The organism is Mesorhizobium sp. USDA 3734, assembly GCF_056279665.1.
Map to the genome: position 1 here is coordinate 3,828,176 of NZ_JBWCCW010000001.1, position 19,920 is coordinate 3,848,095.

Here is a 19,920-nt window from a genome sequence, read left to right on the forward strand (position 1 = left end):
ATTGCTGATGTCGGTTGCATTCCTGGCAATGCTCGCCTGTTCGATCGCGCTGGTGGCCGGGTTTTTCGGAACGCTGCATCCAGCCTTCGATTCTTTCTCGCATTTTCGCGTCCATCTTGCCGTGCTGATGGCGCTTTGCGCGCTGCCGCTGCTGGCCACGACATTTCGCCTGCAAGCGGCCGTGGCGCTGCTTTTTGCCGTGGCGGCCTTTGCCACGACCTTGAACACTTTGCCCAGTCCATGGCCGGTTCAGGCTGCCTATGAAGCCAAGAACGAAAATCGTGCGACCTACACGCTGCTGCAGATGAACCTGCGCTACGACAATCCGACGCCGAAGAAGGTGCTGTCCCTGATCGGCCGGACCAATCCCGACGTGATCACCCTAGACGAGGTGTCGGCGATGTGGGCGACCGAGCTTGGCTATATCAGCAGCGCATATCCTTACCGAATCCTCTGCCCTTATCCGAACGGCATATTCGGCGTCGCGCTGCTCTCGCGGCGGCCCTTTGCCGCCGGCACCGAGGCGCGTTGCGAACGGCGCGGCGCCATGGCGACAGCGACCTTCGACTTCGGCGGCATCGACGTCGATGTCGCGGCCATCCATCTCAGCTGGCCGTGGCCACGCGAGCAGTACTGGCAGATCGGCGAACTGACGCAATCGCTCTCCGCGCTCGGGGAGACGGCGATCATGGCGGGAGACTGCAACGCCGTGCCGTGGAGTGCCGCCGTGCGGCGCGTCGCCTCGCTCGGCGGGCTGACCGTCATGCCGTCCGCCGGCCCGACCTGGATCCACATCAAGCTGCCGGATTTCCTGCGGCGCTTCGCCGGCCTGCCGATCGACCAGGTTTTCAGCAAGGGCGGCGTGGCCATTCATTCCGCGACACGGCTGGAAGACACCGGCTCGGACCATCTGCCGGTCATGGTGGAATTCTCGCTCAGGCTGAACCAGCAGAAGCCGGCGGACGAGCATGAGACCGCGACCGTGTCGCTGACACCGGCTGGAAACACGCCAGGCTAGAAGATCAAGGCTTTATCAAAGCGGTGACGAGATGCTCGACATGGCCACCGTCGCGATGCTCGCTGGCGTCGAAAGCGATCTGCTTCGCCTCATATGCGGCATAGGTGGCCCTGATACGCCGCTGCGCTTCGCGACGCGTCTTGTAGCAGGACTGGTCGTCGGCAATCCTGAGGCCGGAGATCGATCTTTCGGTGGCGCGCATCATCTCCCTGGCGAGGCGGCCATGGGTTTCTTCGTGAGCGCGGACGCCGGCGAAGAACCGCGTCCAGCGCTTCTGGAGCGCCGGCGTGGTGATCGAGGCGACATGCGGAAACGTATAGAAGAGATTGAGCGTGCCATTGGCCCGCCGCAGGCGGCAGACGCCATTGTCCTGACCAGCGTCAAGGTCCCAATCCACGGTGTAGCCGGTCTGGGCGATGGCATGCGTCATGAAGCCGTGCTTCGGCCCCTTGCGGTCCATCGCCTGCATCAGCGCCAGACCCGTGGTCCCGGTGATGTCATAGGTCCGCGTCTTGACCAGCACCCTGGTGCCGGCCGAGGCCGCCGGAGCGGAACAGAACAGCGCGCCGATCGCCAAAAGACATGCCAGAACCGCCAAACGCATTGGCCATCTCCGTATCGTCAGGGGATGGAACCATAAGCGCGCGGCAGTTTCAACAGTCCTAATATTCGTCGATCCCCGGCAGACCGGGCCTTCGCCGACATTTTGCTTGCGGCGGCCGAGACGGCCCGATCGGTGCGTGGCTTACATGCCCTGGTAGACCGGGCCTTCGCCGCCTTGCGGCGGCACCCAGTTGATGTTCTGGTTCGGGTCCTTGATGTCGCATGTCTTGCAGTGAACGCAGTTCTGCGCGTTGATGACGAAGCGCACGTCCTTGGCCGCGGGATCGGCGGCGGCGTTGCCGTCCTTGTCCACCCACTCGTAGACGCCGGCGGGACAATAGCGCGTCGAGGGTCCCGCAAAGACGTCGTGCTCGGAACGTTTCTGCAACTCCATGTCGCCGACAAGCAGATGGACCGGCTCGTTTTCCTCATGGTTGGTGTTGGACAGGAACACCGAGGACAGCCGGTCGAAGGTCAGCACACCATCGGGCTTCGGATAGGCGATCTTCTTGTGCTGGGCGGCAGGCTCGAGCGTGGCAAAGTCGGCCTTGCCATGCTTCAGCGTGCCAAAAGGCGAGATCCCGAACAGCGTGTTCAGCCACATGTCGAGGCCGCCGAGACCGACACCGACGATGGTGCCGAAGCGCGACCATAGCGGCTTGACGTTGCGCACCCTCTTCAGATCCTTGCCGATGTCGGTCGCCCGCCAGGCCGCCTCATAGGAGGAAAGCTCGTCATTGGCACGACCGGCGCCGATCGCCTCGGCGACATGCTCGGCCGCCAGCATGCCCGACAGCACGGCGTTGTGCGAACCCTTGATGCGCGGCACGTTGACGAAGCCCGCCGCACAGCCCATCAGCGCGCCACCGGGGAAGGACAGGTTCGGCACCGACTGCCAGCCACCCTCGGTGATGGCGCGCGCGCCGTAGCCGAGCCGCTTGGCGCCCGCGAAGGTGCCTGCGATCGCCGGATGGGTCTTGAAGCGCTGGAATTCCTCGAACGGCGACAGATACGGGTTCTTGTAGTTGAGATGGAGGACGAAGCCGACCGCCACCTGATTGTCCTCGAGGTGGTAGAGGAAGGATCCGCCGCCGGTCTTCATGTCGAGTGGCCAGCCGAAAGAGTGCTGGACCAGGCCCGGCTTGTGGTTCTCCGGCTTGACCTGCCAGAGCTCCTTGAGGCCGATGCCGTATTTGCCGGGCTCACGGCCATCGGAAAGCTTGTATTTGGCGATCAATTGCTTGGCGAGTGAACCGCGCGCGCCCTCGCCGATCAGCACATATTTGCCCATCAGCGCCATGCCGGGTGCGAAACCCGGGCCGTGTGTGCCGTCCTTCTCGACGCCCATGTCGCCGGTGACGACGCCGGTGACGGCGCCTTCTTCATTGTAAAGCAGGCCGGCCGCGGCAAAGCCTGGATAGATCTCGACGCCGAGCGCCTCGGCTTTACCAGCCAGCCAGCGGCAGACATTGCCGAGCGAAACGATGTAATTGCCGTGATTGTTCATCAGCGGCGGCATCAGGATGTTGGGCAGACGGAACGAGCCGGCAGGGCCAAGGACGAGGAAATGGTCTGCCGTGACCGGCGTCTTGAAGGGATGGCCTTCTTCGTCACGCCAGCCCGGCAGCAGTCGGTCGATGCCGATCGGATCGACGACGGCGCCGGAGAGGATATGAGCGCCGACCTCGCCGCCCTTTTCCAGGACGACGACCGAGAGCTCGGGATTGACCTGCTTGAGGCGGATGGCGGCGGCGAGGCCGGCCGGGCCGGCGCCGACGATAACCACGTCGAATTCCATGCTTTCGCGTTCGATGTCGCTCATCAACCCCTCCGCACTGGCTTATCCCATTCGGGTATCTTGCTGGCTCCTGCGCTGCATAGCGCATCAATTGGCGACAGGAAACCGGCGCATACGTGACAATGCGGTTTTGGCCAAAAAGTCGCGCATCGCAAGGCCGGGCGCGTGCTTTTCGTCCGGCATTGCACCGGGCGCTTGCGTTTTTAATTGTTCGACGGCTTGCTTATCGGCCATACTTCACGCCATGCGCATTCCTGGGCCAGCCGGCTTTTCACCGACGCGCTTTCTTTTCCCGCCCGGCCGGACCCGCCGGGCGCTCCTTTTGGCCCTTCTGATGTTGGCGCCGGGTCCCGCCGCCGCTGACGAAGTGAAAGTCTGGGCGGCGGGCGCCTACTCCTTCTCCGACGAACTTGGCGGCTTTCACATCACCGGCGCTTCGGGTATCGGAACGAAGGATGATCCGCTGGTCATCACCGAGGAGCTGAATTCGTCAACGCCGGTGACGCTGACCATCCGCACCACGAAACCCATCCAGACTTTCGGTCCGGCCGGCGAATTCGCCAACGGCATCATGTATATGCGCATCGACGTGCTCAACAACAGCGGCCAGGCCTGGATCGAATTCCAGTTCGAGCTGCAGGAGATTCTGAACCAGCCGAGCGTGTTCGGCGACGGGCTTTCGTTCGACCAGCGCAACAAGACACCGGACAACATCTGGTCGAGCAATTTTGCCGATTTCGATCGCGATTTCGAACCCTATGACCGGCTGCTGTTCAGGAACGGCAAGGTCGACCCGCTGAAAACCGCCAGGTTCGAATTCCTGATAACCGACTACACGCCGCGCTGGACCTTCTATCTGGTGCAGGATCCCCGCATACCGACGGGATAGAGCACGCGGCCAGCCTTGCAAATTGCCGTCATGCGAACGAATGTGCCGGCATGACTGCCGCTTCCCCAAACAACAGACCCGATATCGCCGACCTGCTGGCCTTTTATGCCAGCGTGGGCGTCGACGAGGCGCTTGAAGACCAGCCGGTGAACCGGTTTGCCGAAGTTGCGCCAAAGCCTATGGAGCGCGCGCCGACTGCGGCGCCTTCGGGCGACACCGCTGTACCGCAGCGCTCGACGAATATGTCTCGCCCTGAAGCAGGTGACAGACCAAATGCGCCGCCGATTGCGCGCGCAACATCGGCCACCGTTCCCGACGAGGCGCAAGCGGCGTTGGCGCGTCAATTGGCGACGACGGCAACGACGCTGGACGAGCTTCGCCAGCATATGGCGGCGTTCGAGGGCTGCAATCTCAAGGCCACCGCCAAGAGCCTGGTATTCGCCGACGGCAACCCGGAAGCCGCCGTCATGCTGGTTGGCGAAGCACCTGGCCGCGACGAGGACATAGAGGGCCTGCCCTTCGTCGGCCGTTCGGGCCGGCTGCTCGATCGCATGCTGGCAGCGATCGGGCTCGACCGCACTTCAGTCTATATCGCCAACGTCATTCCGTGGCGGCCGCCGGGCAATCGCACGCCGACGCCGCACGAAACCGAGATCTGCCGGCCGTTCATCGAGCGACAGATCGAGCTGGTCAATCCGAAGGTGCTGATCAACCTTGGCGGGCCCTCAGCCAAGACCTTGCTCAACACCACGGAAGGCATCCTGCGACTGCGCGGCAACTGGCGCGTCCACACGACAGCGTCCGGCATCGCCATTCCGGCCATGCCGACGCTGCACCCGGCCTACCTCCTGCGAACGCCCGCGCACAAGAAGCTGGCGTGGCGGGATTTCCTCGAAGTGAAGGCGAAGCTGCGGGAGGTTGGCTGAGCTTGGAGAGTGGCCAACCTCCGACATGGATGCGGTATCGATAACCTCCGAGGTAATTGAAATACGTCACCTCTCGGCCTAACCATGCCCTCATGACAACAGCCCAAGCCTCCGCCGGTAGCCTCATTCGCGAATGGCGCACGCGCCGGCGCATGTCACAGCTCGACCTCGCGATGGAAGCCGAGATATCGCAGCGGCATCTCTCCTTCGTCGAGAGCGGACGCGCGGCACCCTCGCGGGACATGGTGCTGCATCTGGCCGAGCAGCTGTCGATCCCGCTCAGGCAACGCAACCAGTTGCTGCTCGCCGCCGGCTTTGCCCCCAGCTTCGGCGAGCGCTCGCTCACCGACGCGACGCTAGCGCCTGCGATGGCGGCGGTCGAGATCGTGCTCAAGGGGCACGAGCCTTTCCCGGCACTCGCTGTCGACCGCCACTGGAACCTGGTTTCGGCCAACGCCGCCATCGCTCCCTTCCTTGCCGATGTCAGCGAGGCTTCGCTGCTGACGCCGCCGGTCAACGTGCTTCGCCTCAGCCTGCATCCCGGCGGCATCGCGCCACGCATCGTCAATCTTCAGGAATGGCGAACGCATCTGCTTGAGCGCCTGAAACACCAGAACGACGCGAGCGGCGACCCGGTGCTGGTCGAGTTGGAGCGTGAGCTGAGGACTTATCCGTCCGGCTTGAAAGGCAGCCGGCCGGCGCCGGTCGAGCCGAATGCCATCGTCCACCCGCTCAGGCTGGCGCATGGCGATCAGGTGCTGTCCTTCATCAGCACCATCACCGTGTTCGGCACGCCGCTCGACGTGACGCTGTCGGAACTGGCGATCGAATCGTTTTTCCCGGCCGATGAGCCAACCAGGACGATGCTGGTGCGATTGGCGAAGGAGCGGGCCGAACGGTCGTAATCACCCTTCAGGCAAGGATGCCTTGCGCGTGCGGGTGCGCTCCAGGCCAAGCTGGCGCTCGCGCCAGATGATGAAAATCCCGGCGGCAACGACGATCAGGCCGCCAACAAGCATGTTAATCGTGGCAACATCGCCAAAGACGAGATAACCGACGACGACGCCGAGGATCATCGACGTGTACTCGAACGGCGCTACGACCGAGGCCTCGGCATGGCGATAGGCCGCTGTCATCAGGATCTGGCCGAGGCCGCCGCAGAAACCGGCGGCAACCAGAAGAGCCGCCTGGCGCGGCGTCAGCGCCTGCCAGCCGAATGGCAGCGACAACAGCGACATGACGCTCGCCGTCACCGAAAACCACAGCACTATGGTCGCGGTGCGCTCGCTTTGCACGAGATTGCGCACCAAAAGCATGGCGACGGCCGAGATCGCCGCCGCGACAAGAGCGGCAACAACGCCAAGAACCTCCTGATCGTCGAGCGCCTCGTCGGAACTCAGCAGCGTCAGCTCCGGCCAGGAGATGATCAGCACGCCGACCAGGCCGACCGCGACCGCGCTCCAGCGATAGACGCGGATGGCCTCGCCAAGGAAGATCGAGCTGAACACGACCACCAGCAAAGGCTGTGCATAGTTCAGCGTGATCGCTTCCGGCAGCGGCAGCCGGGTCAGCGCGAAAAAGCCAAGTCCCATGGCGCAGACACCGACAAGGCCACGCGCGATGTGATTGAACGGACGCCTGGTGGTGAACGCAGTGCCGAGTTTTCCCTTGAAGGCCAGAAACGCGATGATCGGGAAGATGGCGAAGAAGGAGCGGAAGAAGACGATCTCGCCCGCCGGAATGGTGCCCGCCGCCTTGATACAGGTCTGCATGCCGACGAAGACCGCCACCGACACGATCTTGAGCGTGATGCCGGTGAGCGTGTTGTGCCCGCCGGCATGGCCACCGGCTGTAACAGCGTCGGGGGCCGGCCCGGCCGTCACTTCGAGTCCAATTTATCCCGACAAAGTCGGGATAGGACTCTAATTTTTTGTTTGACCATGATCTTTTCTGAAAACCGGTTCCCACTTTTCAGGATCATGGTTTAGCCGCTTCCCGGATCGTTGCCCAGATGCGCGCCGGCGTTGCTGGCATGTCGATGTGCCTGACGCCGTAGGCACGCCAGAGCGCGTCGGTCACCGCATTGAGTGCCGCAGGTGTCGAGCCGATGGTGCCGGCCTCGCCTGCCCCCTTGATGCCGAGCGCGTTGGTGGTCGACGGCACGTTGCGGGTCTCGAAATGGAAGAACGGGAAATTGTCGGCGCGCGGCATGGCGTAGTCCATGAAGCTCGCCGTCAGCAGCTGCCCGTCCTCGCCATAGATCGTCTCCTCGGTCAGCGCCTGGCCGATGCCTTGCACGACGCCGCCATGCACCTGGCCGGCGAGCAGCATCGGATTCACGGTGACGCCGAAATCATCGACGATGGTGTAGCGGACGATCTCGGTGGCGCCGGTGTCGGGATCGATCTCGACCTCGCAGATATGGGTGCCGTTGGGATAGGTGCACTCGTCCTGCACGAACTCGCCGAAGCCCTTGAGATCATCTGATGTCTTGGCGGCCTTGGCGATGGCGGAAAAATCGATCGTGCGATCGGTGCCGACGATGCGGGCAACACCATCAGACAGCTCGATGTCGCCGGCTGAGGCCTCCAGCTCGTCGGCGGCGATGCGCCTGATCTTGTTGGCCAGATCCTCGCCCGCGCGGGAGGCCGATACACCCCCCAGCGGAATGGAACGCGAGCCCCCGGTGCCGCCGCCGGCCTTCAGCTCGTCGGTGTCGCCCTGGCGGACATGAATCTTGTCGATGTCGAGATTGAGCTTTTCCGACAGGAACTGCGCATAGGCGGTGGCATGCCCCTGCCCGTTGGTCTGGGTGCCGATCTTCAGCGTCACCGTGCCGTCGCCGTTGAGTTCGACAAAGGCCGGCTCCGAGCCCGGAAAGGCGCAGGCCTCGATATAGGTCGCCATGCCGAGGCCGCGGATTCTTCCGCCGGCTTTCGACTGCGCCAGCCGGGCCGGGAACGCTTTCCATTCGGACCGTTCAATCGCGCGCTCCATATGGCCTTCGAATTCACCATTGTCGTAGAGGCGGCCGGTCTGCGTCCGGTAGGGAAACTGCTCCGGCCGGATGAAGTTGCGGCGGCGGATCTCCTCCACCGGCAGGCCGAGATCATGGGCGCAGGCATCGACAAGCTTTTCCAGCAGGAACGCCGCTTCCGGCCGGCCGGCGCCGCGATAGGCATCGACCGGACAAGTGTTGGTGTAGAGGCCGGTGACCGAGACGTCGAGCGCCTGGATATCATAGACACCGGTCGACATGGTGACACCGATATAGGGAATGAACGGACCATATTGCGAGATATAGGCGCCGATATTGGCGAGCAGGTCCACCTTCATGCCGAGGAAGCGGCCATCCTTGTCCAGCGCCATCTCGGCCGTTACGAAATTGTCGCGCCCTTGCGCATCGGTCAGGAAGTGCTCGGTGCGGTCGCCGGCCCATTTCACCGGGCGGCCAAGCCGCTTTGCCGCCTCCAGCACCAGCGGATATTCGCGGTAGACGAAGCTCTTGGGCCCGAAACCGCCGCCGACGTCAGGCGTGATGACGCGCAACTGATCCTTCTTGATCTTGAACAGGCCGGCCAGGATGTACTGCATGGAATGCACGCCCTGCGACCCCGTGGTCAGCACGAAGCGGTTCTCCTCACCGTTCCACTCGCCGATAGCCGAGCGCGGCTCCATGTAGTTGCAGACCAGCCGGTTGTTGACGAATTCGATGCGGGTGACATGGGCGGCCTTGGCGAAAGCGGCCTTGGTCTTTTTCTTGTCACCCATGTGGTAGGTGAAGGCGCGGTTGGAACCAAGCTCCGGCCAGACCAGCGGCGTGCCTTCGGCAAGTGCCGTTGCCGTCCCGGAGGCCGCATCTTCGCCGTCATAGTCGACGTCGATCAGTTCGGCGGCATCCTGCGCCAAGGCACGGCTGTCGGCGACGACGAAGGCAACGGCATCGCCGACATAGTTGACCCGGTCGCGGCACAGAATCGGGATGTCGCGCGTCGGCGCCTTGGTGCCGTCCGGCTGTTCCTGCATGACGCCGGACTTGAGATCGCCGAGATGAGCCAGGTCCTTGCCGGTCAGCACCAGATGCACGCCGGGTGCCGCCTTCGCCGCCTCGGTCGAACCGATGGTGAAGCTGGCCTTGGCGACGGGCGAGCGCAGGACATAGCCATGCAGGACGCCAGCCGGCTGGATGTCGTCGGTATAGCGGCCCTGCCCCTGGATGAAAGCAGCATCCTCGCGCCGCAGCACGGATGCGCCCATGCCGAATTTCGGTGTGACGACGGTCAATGGGTGCCTCGCGGTGATGACGGGAAAAGGAAGGCCTGAAATAGGCATTGCCTCAGTTTTGTCGAGGGGCTGTTTCGTGTAAAGAGCGCGGACTTCAAATTTCTTGGACCGGCGGAAACAATCCGCCGCCAAGGCTATCGACAGGAAAACCCACGGAATGCGCACGGACACCGGCCAGGTCTTCAAGCTCGAAGACTATCGCCCCAACGACTACCTCATTCCGCAAACCAACCTCACTTTCCGCCTTTCGCCAGACGCAACGCACGTCACCGCCTTGCTCACGGTCGAGCGCCGTGACGGCGTATCCGCGTCGGCTCCGTTGGTGCTCGACGGCGACGGGCTGACGCTCAAGCGCATCGAGATCGACGGCAAGAAGGTAAAACCGGCGGATCTGCTGGCGAGCCCGGACCAGTTGACCATCCTCAAGCCGCCGGCCGCGCGCCGCTTCCAACTGCTGATCGAGACCGAGCTGGCGCCGGCAGGCAACGAAGCGCTGATGGGTCTCTACCGCTCGAGCCATGTCTACTGCACGCAATGCGAGGCCGAGGGCTTTCGCCGCATCACCTATTTCCTCGATCGACCCGACATCCTGTCCGTCTACACGGTGCGCATAGAAGCAATGCGCGACGAGGCGCCGCTGCTCCTGTCCAACGGCAACCCGGTCGACAAGGGCGACCTTGGCGACGGCTGGCACTATGCAGTGTGGCACGACCCCTTCCCCAAGCCGTCCTATCTGTTCGCATTGGTGGCCGGCAATCTCGGCCAGCTCGCCGACAGTTTCGTCACCCTGTCCGGCCGCACGGTCGAGCTCGGCATCTATGTCGAGCCCGGCAAGGAGAAGCTGGCCGGCTACGCGATGGACGCCTTGAAGCGGTCGATGAAATGGGACGAGGAGGCGTTCGGCCGGGAATACGATCTCGACGTCTTCAACATCGTCGCCGTGTCCGATTTCAACATGGGCGCGATGGAGAACAAGGGCCTCAACATCTTCAACGACAAATATGTTCTGGCCGACCAAGAGACCGCGACGGACGCCGATTTCGCCAATATCGAGGCGATCATCGCGCATGAGTATTTCCACAATTGGACAGGCAACAGAATCACTTGCCGCGACTGGTTCCAGCTCTGCCTGAAGGAAGGCCTGACGGTCTTCCGCGACCACGAATTCTCCGCCGACCAGCGCTCGCGCTCGGTCAAGCGCATCGCCGAAGTGCGCACGCTGCGCGCCCACCAATTTCCCGAGGACCAGGGCCCGCTGGCGCATCCGGTGCGGCCGCGCCGCTACCGCGAGATCAACAATTTCTACACGGCGACGGTCTACGAGAAGGGCTCCGAAGTGGTGCGCATGATCCGCACAATTCTCGGGGCCGACGTCTTTCGCGCCGGCATGGACCTCTATTTCGAGCGGCACGACGGTGACGCGGCGACGATCGAGGATTTCATCAAGGTGTTCGAGGATGCGTCCGGCCGCGACCTGTCGCAGTTCGCGCTCTGGTATCATCAGGCGGGAACGCCCAATTTGACGATCAGTTCGACGCACAATCCGGCCGCGCGGGAATTCACGCTCGAAATCGAGCAGTCGGTGCCGCCGACACCCTCCGAAAGCCGCAAGAGGCTGATGCACATCCCCCTCGCTTTCGGCCTGATCGGCGCCGGCGGCAAGCCTGTGGAGTATAGCGGCGTCGAGGGCGCCAGCGTCGAGGACGGCGTCATCCATGTCCGCAAGCGCCGCCACATGGTGCGGTTTTCAGGCGTGACTGAGCGCCCGGCCGTGTCACTCAACCGCGGCTTTTCGGCCCCTGTGACACTGTCCGTCGAGCAGAAAGCCGACGACCAGTTCTTCCTCGCCCGCCATGACAGCGACGCCTTCTCGCGCTGGCAGGCCTTCAACACATTGCTGACCGACGCACTGATCGCCGCCTTCCGAGAAATCCTCGGCGGCAAGCAGCCGGCCTTTGCGCCACGGCTGACCGAACTCGCCGGCGGCATTGCCGGCGACGAGACGCTGGAGCCGGCCTATCGGGCGCTGGCGCTGGCATTGCCCGGCGAAGCCGACATCGCACGCGACATCGGCAGGAATATCGACCCAGATGCCATCTATGCGGCTCGCGAAGCGCTGGCGCTGGCGATCGGCACCGCAAACCGCGATGCTTTTTCGGGCCTCTACGAGGGCCTTGCCGACAAGGCAGCGTTCAGCCCTGACGCGGCGAGCGCCGGACGACGCGCCTTGCGCAACACCCTGCTGGATTATCTGTCGCTGCAGCCGGGTGGAGCGGCACTCGCCGCCGGGCATTTCCAGCCGGCGACCAACATGACCGACCGCGCGGCAGCACTTGCCGTGCTCGCGCATCGTCACCACGGTTCGCCAGAGGCGATCAAGGCGCTGGCGGCCTTCGAGACGGTCTATGGGTCCGACCCGCTGGCCATGGACAAATGGTTCCAGATCCAGGCCAGCGTTCCGGGGCCGCAAACCGTCGACACAGTGAAGGCCCTGACCGGCCACCCGGCCTTCTCGATGGGCAATCCGAACCGGGTGCGCTCGCTGATCGGCACGTTCTCCAGTGCCAACCAGACCGGCTTCCATCGTGCCGACGGCGAAGGCTACTGGTTCTTTGCTCAGACTGTGCTCGAGGTCGAAAGACGCAACCCGCAAGTGGCGGCAAGGCTGGCGACGGCGCTCAGATCCTGGCGTTCGCTCGAACCTGGCCGCCAAGCCAAGGCCCGGGAAGCGCTGCTCTCGATCGCCGGCGCCGAAAACCTGTCGGCGGATCTTCGGGATATAGTGGAGCGCACGCTGGCGTAAGCGTGCGCTCGAGAAGGGGCGTTGAGCCGTTTCGGCGTTATTTTAGTCGATTTTTAATCTTTTTTCGCCGGAGCACTGGACAAGGCGAATCACCTTTGATTCTTTACTGACGATTCGGATGTGCGGCGTTTGCCGGATCAACAAGCAGCATAGGCAAATTCGGGGAGTGCCATTTATGGCGAAGGCGGACGCGTGGGGCGCGCCCGGAGGGACGGCTTTTGCGCATCGTGAGGCGCGAAGCGACGGCCTTGCCGGGAATACGCGGCTCATCGCCGAACCGGCCTACCGGCGGCTTCTGGCCGCCGAGCCGCTGCTGCGCCGATCGATACCCGTCCTCATCATCACCTTCCTGATCGTCATCGCGGCGTTGCGCGTGCTGTCGCTGATGAACGAGCGCGACGATGTCGAGCGCAATGCCAAGGCGATCCTGACGCTGGCGGCGGGCCAGCTGGCCAGTTCGCTCGCCACCACCTCGGATACGGTGCCTGGCGCCATCCAGGACCTGCTGGAGACCACCAGTCGTCAGGGCGCGATGGGTCGCAGCCATGTGCTCGTCATCACCGACAGTGCTTTCAAGATCGTAGCGGTGACACCGCGCTCGGTGCCATGGCAAGGCCATTCGCTCGACGGCCTCGTCGAGGGCGGCCAGCCCTTGTTCATGTTCGGCGATCGCGCCGGCGTCATGGACGTCAACATCGACGGACGCGACTGGTATGCGGCGGTCAGCCTGGCGAATGGCCGAAAGGGTGCGTCGGCGGCCCTGGTGCCGCAGGACGCGGTTTTCGATACCTGGCGCAAGACTGTTTCGCTGAACGTCACCCTGTTCGTACTGACGGCCGGCGTGTTGATCGTCATCCTCTACGCCTATTTCGGCCAGGCGGCGCGCGCACAGGCGGCTGACCGCATCTACCTCGAAGCGCATCAGCGCATCGACATGGCACTGGTTCGTGGCCGCTGCGGCCTGTGGGACTGGGACATGGTGCGCGGCAAGATGTACTGGTCACGCTCGATGTACGATATGCTCGGCTACAAGCCCTGCGACACGATGCTGTCCTTCGGCGAGGTCGATCAGATCATCCATCCCGAGGACGGCGACCTGTTCGAGCTCGCCAACAGGATTGTCGCACGCGAGATCGACCATATCGACCAGGTGTTCCGGATGCGGCATTCCGACGGCCAATGGGTATGGATGCGCGCTCGCGCACAAGTCATCGATCCGGAAGCCCCGGAGATCCAACTGATCGGCATCGCCGTCGATGTCACCGAACAGCGTCATCTGGCGCTGCGTTCCGAGGCGGCCGACCTTCGCCTCAGAACGGCGATCGAGAACATCAACGAATCCTTCGTGCTGTGGGATTCGGCGCAGCGCCTCATCATGTGCAATTCCAAGTACCAGCAGGACAACGGGCTTTCAGACCGCGACGTGATGCCGGGCGTCACGCGTGCGGCATTGGAAGAAAGCATGCTGGCCTTTGCTTCCGAACGGCGGCTTGCCAACACCAGCGGACTGCAAGGCGGCGCCACTTTCGAGCGCCAGCTGGCGGATGGCCGCTGGCTACAGGTCAACGAATTGAAGACCAGGGACGGCGGCATCGTCTCGGTCGGTTCCGACATCACCCAGATCAAGCTGCACCAGGAGAAGCTGGTCGACAGCGAGCGCCGACTGATGGCGACGATCCATGATCTCAGCCTCGCCCGCCGGGCGGAAGAGGAGCGTTCGCGCGAACTGGTCGACCTCAACCGCAAATACATGAAGGAAACCGAACGGGCCGAAGCGGCGAACCGGGCCAAATCCGAATTCCTGGCCAACATGTCGCATGAGTTGCGCACGCCGCTGAACGCCATCATCGGCTTCTCCGAGCTGATGGAACAGGGGCTGTTCGGCCCGCTCGGATCGGAGCGCTACGAGGAATATGCCACCGACATCAACAGCAGCGGCAAATATCTGCTGGGCGTCATCAACGACATTCTCGACATGTCCAAGATCGAGGCCGGCCAGTTCTCGCTGGACCGGGAAGAGATCGACCTTGGCCCGCTGATCAGCGAAACGGTTCGCGTCGTTTCGCTGCAAGCGGCGCAAAAGGCCATCACCGTGGAAACACGCATCGCCGACGCGCTGACGCTGGTCGCCGATCGCCGGGCGATCAAGCAGATCATCATCAACCTTTTGTCCAACGCGGTGAAATTCACCGGCCAGGGCGGCCACATATCGGTCAGGGCCCGCAACACATCCGGCGCCCTGGTGCTGACCATCGAAGACAATGGCTGCGGCATCCCCAAGGATGCGCTCGGCAAGCTCGGACGGCCGTTCGAGCAGGTGCAGAACCAGTTCTCCAAGAGCCACGCCGGGTCCGGCCTTGGCCTCGCCATCTCGCGCTCACTGGCCGAACTCCAGGGCGGCGCGCTGAAGATCCGTTCGACCGAAGGTGTCGGCACGATTGTGTCGGTGCGCATTCCGGTGAAGAAGGCCGCACCGGCCATCAGGGTCGCGGCCTGAGCAGCAGGCTCCGACTAACACCGCCGGAGCCTGCTCCAGTCAGCCTCACTGCATATCGCTATTGTCGCCGTCGTCACTCCATTGACGGTGGCGGCCGAAGCGGCCGCCTTTCGGCAATTCGCTCTTTTCGATCTTGCCGTCATTGTTTCTGTCGAGCATTGCGAAGACTTTCTTCTCACGACTGGTGAGATCGTTTGTGGTCAGCGTGCCGTCGCCCTTGGTGTCGTAGCGGGCGATGATGCGTTTGGCCATCTGCTCGAAACGCGCCTTCTCAAGCGCATCGGCAAGCTGGGCGACGGTCAGCCTGCCGCCATTGTCGGCGACGAGCTTCTTCAGCCGCGCGTTCATGGCGTCGGAAAACTGGTCGAAGGTGATGGTGCCGCCGGAATCGCTCATCGCCTTGTTGAGGCGCATCATCGTGCCCTCGCGCATTTTTTCACTGGCGTTGTTTTCGGCATAGGCCGTGGTGCCGACGGCGCCGGCCAGGGCTACGAAGGCAAGGGCAAGTTTGGTTGACTTTCTCATGGTCTTCTCCTGTTGCATCGTCACCCCCGATGCGGTCCGAGATAGCCGCTTGTCGCGGTCATCCCGTACGAAGCAAAAGATCAAAATCCTTCCTGACCTTTTGCGACGTCTCCTTGAGATGTGCTTCCAGCACACCGAAATCCGGCAGGTCGGTCACCGCCAGAAGCAGGTCCGAAAGCCCCGGCGGAACATCGTCGCGCTCAAAGGCTCCGGTGAGGCACAGCCGCGTCATCTGGGTCAGCGCCAGATAGAGCGCGTAGGCGTCGCCAAGCGCCTGCCTGACCCCGGCATCGGCAAAGCCCGGTGCAAGACGCGACAGGATCTCGGCCGTTCCGGTGGCACGTGCAATTGGCGCGGCCGGGGCACGTGCAATTGGCACGGCCGGGGCACGTGCAATTGGCACGGCCGGGGCACGTGGCCCGGCCTCGACCTGCCCGGTGATGACGGCCACCTGGGCTATGAATTCGAGATCGATGAGGCCGCCGGGGATCAGCTTGATGTCCCAGAGATCGCGCGGCGGCTTTTCTTTTTCGATCATGGCGCGCATGTCCGAGGCCTCGGCCATCACCTTGGCGGCGTCGCGCGGCTGTCCAAGCACCGCCGCCACTTCCGCTTCAACCTCGCCGCACAGGCCGGCGTCGCCGCCAATGGCGCGGGCGCGGGCCAGCGCCATGTGCTCCCAGGTCCAGGCCTCCTGGCGCTGATATTTCTTGAAGGCATCGATATGGGTAGCCACCGGACCCTTGTTGCCGGATGGCCGCAGGCGCAGGTCGAGCTCGTAGAGCACGCCCTCCGCCGTCGGCGCGGACACGGCCGCGATCAGCCGCTGCGTCATGCGGGTGTAGTAATGCGAAGGCGCCAGCGGCTTGTCGCCATCGGACTCTTCGGCATCCGGCGCGTGGTCATAGAGCAGGATCAGGTCGACATCCGATCCAGCGGTCAGTTCGCGGCTGCCGAGCTTGCCCATGCCAAGCAGCGAAACCACGCCGCCGGCAATCGTGCCGTGGCGCGCCGCGAATTCGGCCGTCACCGCCTGCAGCGCCGCCTCGATGGTGAGATCCGCCAGATCGGAAAAGGCGCGGCCGGCCCGAGCCGGATCGATCGAGCCGGCGAGCAGCCTGACGCCGATCAGGAATTTCTGCTCGGAGGCAAAGATGCGCAGCCGGTCGAGCACGTCCTCATAAAGCCGGTCGCCCTCGACAAAGGCGGAAAGCCGCGCCGACAGATAGGCGCGGTCCGGCAATTCGGTCAGCAAAGCCGGGTCCAGCAAGCCGTCGAAAACATGCGGCCGGCGCGTGATGATCGCGGCGAGCCGCGGTGCCGCACCCATGATCGTCGCCAGCAACTTCAGCAGGGCCGGATTGGACTGCAGCAGGGAAAACAGCTGGATGCCGGCCGGCAGGCCGGCGAGAAACTCGTCGAAGCGCATCAGGGCTTCGTCGGCCCGGCGCGTCTGGCCAAAGGAGCGCAGCAGGGCCGGCGTCAGTTCGGTCAGCCTTTCGCGTGCCTCCGCCGACTGGGTGACGCGATAGCGGCCGAAATGCCAGCCGCGGATGACGCGGCAGATGTCACTTGGCCGCTGAAAGCCGAGGCCGTGCAAGGTCTGCAACGTGTCGGGATCGTCGACATCGCCGGTGAAGACCAGATTGCCGATGCCCGTCGAAAGCTCCGGCGCGGTTTCGAACAGTGCCGCGTAATGGCGTTCGACCTGCTGCAGCGAGGCGCGGAACGCCATGGCAAAGGCAGAAGCATCGGCAAAGCCGAGCATGCGGGCGATGCGCTCCAGCCCCTCATCGTCTTCCGGCAGCGTGTGCGTCTGCTCGTCGGCAACCATCTGCACGGCATGTTCGACGCGGCGCAGGAACCAGTACTGGCGGGCCAGCGCGTCGCGCGCATCGGCGGTGATCCAGCCGCGTGCGGCGAGTTGACCGAGCATCGGCACGGTCTCGCGGCCACGCAACTCCGGGAAACGGCCGCCGGCGATGAGCTGCTGGGTCTGAACGAAAAACTCGATCTCGCGAATGCCGCCGCGCCCGAGCTTGACGTTGTGGCCCTTGACCGCAATTTCGCCATGGCCCTTGTGGGCGTGGATCTGGCGCTTGATCGAATGGACGTCGGCAATCGCCGCGTAGTCCATGTATTTGCGCCAGATATAGGGCTGCAACTCCTTGAGGAAGGCCGCACCCGCGGCCAGATCGCCGGCCACCGGACGCGCCTTGATCATGGCGGCACGCTCCCAGTTCTGGCCGCGCGCCTCGTAGTAGCGCAATGCGGCCTCAACCGGGATCGCCAGCGGGGTCGAACCGGGATCGGGGCGGAGCCTCAGATCGGTGCGGAAGACATAACCGTGCTCGGTGCGGTCCTGCAGGATGCGCACCAGGCGGCGCGTCAGGCGCGAGAACAGCTCGGTGGCATCGAGGGGATCAACGACAGCGGGTGCTTCCGGATCGAAGAAAACCACAAGATCGATGTCGGACGAGAAATTCAGCTCATGTGCGCCGAGCTTGCCCATGCCGAGCAGGATCCAGCCCGATTGCTTCGACGGATTGTCGAGATCCGGCAGTCTGAGCTTGCCCTGGCCATGCGCGTCGCGCAGCAGGAAGTCGACAGCGGCGCGGGTGCAGGCATCAGCGAGGTCGCTCAACCGCCGCACCGTCAGCGCCGTTTCGGCTTCGCCGGCAAGATCGGCCAGCGCGATCAGGAAATGCGCCTCGGCCTTCCATTGACGCAGGTCCATCATCAGGCCGGATTCCGAAACCGCCTCGGCCAGATACGCCTGGTCGATGGCGGCGCGGATTGCTTTCAGCCGAGCCTCGACGGGCTGGTCGAAGAGGCCGTCCAGAATCCGCGGCCGGCGACGTGCCGTATCGCGCAGGAACGGCGACAGATCGAAGACGGCCGCGAGGAAATCCTGGCCCTCCCCTTTGCCGGCCAGGAACTTGGCCAGCCGCGCCAGTCCTTCTTCGCGAGCGGTGGAAGCGATCTCGGCCAGCTCTTGCCGCGCACGGTCCTCGTCGAGCGGAGCCAGGCTGATCGCCGGCTTCAGCAGCCATTCGTTCTCCGCCCGCTTCGCAGCCGTACTCATCAGTGATCCTCCCGTACCGGGAAACTCATGACCACGGATAGTCCAGGATTGCCAGGCAAGAGATCAAGCCGGCCATTGTGGAACGTCATCACGGCCTTGGCGAGGCTGAGGCCAAGGCCGGAACCCGGCTGCGAACGGCTCTTCTCCAGCCGCACGAAACGTTCCGTCGCGCGCGCGCGGTCGCCGTCGTCGGGAATGCCGTGGCCATTGTCGGCAACCGACAGCCGGACATATGCACCGACCCGCTCGATAGCCACGCGCACGGCCGGCTGGGCGGTGGCGTCGGTCGAATATTTGATGGCGTTGTCGACGATGTTCGACAGCGCCTGGCCGATCAGTTCGCGGTTGCCGTTGACGAAGGTCGCCTCTCGAACATCCGCCTCGAGCGAGACGCCGGCCTCCTCCGCCACCGGCTCATAGAGCTCGACGACATCGCGCACGGCTTCCGCAAGATCGACGCGGTTGGTGTTCTCCGACGAGTAGCCAGCCTCCAGCCGCGAGATCATCAATATGGCGTTGAAGGTCTTTATCAGCTGGTCGGACTCGGCGATGGTGCCTTCCAGCGCCTGCCGGTAGTCTGATGTCTTGTGCTTGCCGGAAAGCGTCGCTTCGGCCCGGTTGCGCAGCCGGGTCAGCGGCGTCTTCAGATCGTGCGCGATGTTGTCGGAAACCTGCTTCAGGCCCTCGTTGAGCGTGGCGATCCTCGCCAGCATGGCGTTGAGGTTTTCGGAGAGCCGGTCGAACTCGTCACCGGCCCCGGTCACCGGCAGTCGGCCGGAGAGATCGCCGCCCATGATGCGCCGGCTTGCTTCCGACACGCTGTCGATGCGCTTCAGCGCGGCGCGGCCGACAAAGAACCAGATCAGCAATCCGCCAAGCCCCATCATGCCAAGCGCCAGCATCAGCGCGCGGCGGATGACGGCGCGGAACCGCTCCGGCTCGCCGAGGTCGCGGCCGACCAGCATGATCATCTGGTTCGGCAACCGCAGCACCAGCGCAATGGCGTTGTGACCCTTTTCGCCCTGCGCCTGGGCGTCGCTCTGCTCGGGTTGGGTGGTGGTACCTTGCTCGGCGGGCAGATTGCGCAGACGCTCGAGCTCTCCCTCGCCAAAACGCTGATAGGAGAACGGGCTCGAGGTCCAGCCTTCGGTTTCGAGTACGCCCGGTTCCAGGCTCTGTACGTTGCCGGTCAGGATCTGTCCGTTGGCGTCGGCGATCAGATAGAGGTTTGCGCCGGGCTGGCGCGAGCGCGCTTCGACCACGCGGACCAGCACCGGCAGGCCGCCGCGCTGATAGGCGCGAGCCAGACCGAGCACCTCGTCATTGATGGTGTCCTGGGTCTGCGCCGTCAGCATGCGCGCCGACAGGGAGGTCATGTAGAAGACAAGCGCCACCGCGCAGAGCGCGAAGAGCAGGAGGTAGAGCGCCGAAAGCCGCGCTGCCGTCGTCTTCATGATGGCTGGCACGGAAAGAGCCATGCTGCTAGAGTGAA

At 63.9% G+C, this 19,920-nt stretch carries 14 protein-coding genes; 6 read left to right on the forward strand and 8 right to left on the reverse strand.

The window, feature by feature from the left end; genetic code table 11:
* Positions 1 to 7: 7 nt before the first annotated feature.
* Positions 8 to 1,018 carry an endonuclease/exonuclease/phosphatase family protein gene (locus tag ACZ89F_RS18860; RefSeq protein WP_476093450.1) on the forward strand — a complete coding sequence of 337 codons (1,011 nt, stop codon included), beginning with the start codon at positions 8 to 10 and terminating at the stop codon, positions 1,016 to 1,018.
* Between the two features lie 4 nt (positions 1,019 to 1,022).
* On the opposite strand, the gene ACZ89F_RS18865 is transcribed toward ACZ89F_RS18860, so the two are convergent.
* From ACZ89F_RS18865 to ACZ89F_RS18875, 3 genes are all read right to left on the reverse strand, one after another.
* Positions 1,023 to 1,622: a DUF922 domain-containing Zn-dependent protease gene (locus ACZ89F_RS18865; RefSeq protein ID WP_476093451.1), complete on the reverse strand. Its 600-nt coding sequence runs from the start codon at positions 1,620 to 1,622 to the stop codon at positions 1,023 to 1,025.
* A gap of 141 nt (positions 1,623 to 1,763) precedes the next feature.
* Complete coding sequence (locus ACZ89F_RS18870; protein ID WP_476093452.1) at positions 1,764 to 3,443, reverse strand: electron transfer flavoprotein-ubiquinone oxidoreductase; 1,680 nt, start codon at positions 3,441 to 3,443, stop codon at positions 1,764 to 1,766.
* Positions 3,444 to 3,506: 63 nt separating this feature from the next.
* Entirely contained in the window at positions 3,507 to 3,653 is a 147-nt protein-coding gene (locus ACZ89F_RS18875; protein WP_476093454.1) for a hypothetical protein, read from the reverse strand.
* Positions 3,654 to 3,663: 10 nt separating this feature from the next.
* Between ACZ89F_RS18875 and ACZ89F_RS18880 the strand changes: the two genes are divergently transcribed.
* The 3 genes from ACZ89F_RS18880 to ACZ89F_RS18890 all read left to right on the forward strand — a co-directional run bounded on the left by ACZ89F_RS18880 (position 3,664) and on the right by ACZ89F_RS18890 (position 6,139).
* A complete protein-coding gene (locus ACZ89F_RS18880) occupies positions 3,664 to 4,308 on the forward strand; it encodes a hypothetical protein (RefSeq protein WP_476093455.1) in 645 nt (214 codons plus the stop codon).
* Positions 4,309 to 4,358: 50 nt separating this feature from the next.
* Entirely contained in the window at positions 4,359 to 5,234 is an 876-nt protein-coding gene (locus tag ACZ89F_RS18885; RefSeq protein WP_476093457.1) for a uracil-DNA glycosylase, read from the forward strand.
* A 92-nt stretch (positions 5,235 to 5,326) separates the two neighbouring features.
* Entirely contained in the window at positions 5,327 to 6,139 is an 813-nt protein-coding gene (locus tag ACZ89F_RS18890; RefSeq protein ID WP_476093458.1) for a helix-turn-helix domain-containing protein, read from the forward strand.
* Here ACZ89F_RS18890 and ACZ89F_RS18895 read toward each other — a convergent pair whose 3' ends face one another.
* Together ACZ89F_RS18895 and ACZ89F_RS18900 are read right to left on the reverse strand one after the other, a co-directional pair.
* The gene (locus ACZ89F_RS18895; protein ID WP_476093459.1) at positions 6,140 to 7,117 is read right to left on the reverse strand and encodes a DMT family transporter; all 978 of its coding nucleotides are present in this window, start codon (positions 7,115 to 7,117) and stop codon (positions 6,140 to 6,142) included.
* A 94-nt stretch (positions 7,118 to 7,211) separates the two neighbouring features.
* The gene (locus tag ACZ89F_RS18900) at positions 7,212 to 9,518 is read right to left on the reverse strand and encodes a xanthine dehydrogenase family protein molybdopterin-binding subunit (RefSeq protein WP_476093461.1); all 2,307 of its coding nucleotides are present in this window, start codon (positions 9,516 to 9,518) and stop codon (positions 7,212 to 7,214) included.
* 157 nt (positions 9,519 to 9,675) lie between these two features.
* Between ACZ89F_RS18900 and pepN the strand changes: the two genes are divergently transcribed.
* Positions 9,676 to 12,321 (forward strand): aminopeptidase N, encoded by a 2,646-nt coding sequence (gene pepN, locus ACZ89F_RS18905; protein WP_476093463.1) that lies wholly within the window; start codon positions 9,676 to 9,678, stop codon positions 12,319 to 12,321.
* A 175-nt stretch (positions 12,322 to 12,496) separates the two neighbouring features.
* Positions 12,497 to 14,818: a PAS domain-containing sensor histidine kinase gene (locus ACZ89F_RS18910; RefSeq protein ID WP_476093465.1), complete on the forward strand. Its 2,322-nt coding sequence runs from the start codon at positions 12,497 to 12,499 to the stop codon at positions 14,816 to 14,818.
* A gap of 45 nt (positions 14,819 to 14,863) precedes the next feature.
* On the opposite strand, the gene ACZ89F_RS18915 is transcribed toward ACZ89F_RS18910, so the two are convergent.
* Genes ACZ89F_RS18915 through ACZ89F_RS18925 form a run of 3 tightly spaced genes read right to left on the reverse strand, consistent with a single transcriptional unit; the run spans position 14,864 to position 19,906 of the window.
* Entirely contained in the window at positions 14,864 to 15,343 is a 480-nt protein-coding gene (locus tag ACZ89F_RS18915; protein ID WP_476093466.1) for an EF-hand domain-containing protein, read from the reverse strand.
* A 58-nt stretch (positions 15,344 to 15,401) separates the two neighbouring features.
* On the reverse strand, positions 15,402 to 18,428 hold the full coding sequence (locus ACZ89F_RS18920) for a bifunctional [glutamine synthetase] adenylyltransferase/[glutamine synthetase]-adenylyl-L-tyrosine phosphorylase (protein WP_476093467.1): 3,027 nt from the start codon (positions 18,426 to 18,428) through the stop codon (positions 15,402 to 15,404).
* Positions 18,428 to 19,906, reverse strand: a complete 1,479-nt coding sequence (locus tag ACZ89F_RS18925; protein WP_476093468.1) for a sensor histidine kinase — start codon at positions 19,904 to 19,906, stop codon at positions 18,428 to 18,430. The genes ACZ89F_RS18920 and ACZ89F_RS18925 overlap by 1 nt, the downstream gene beginning before the upstream one ends.
* Positions 19,907 to 19,920: the final 14 nt, after the last annotated feature.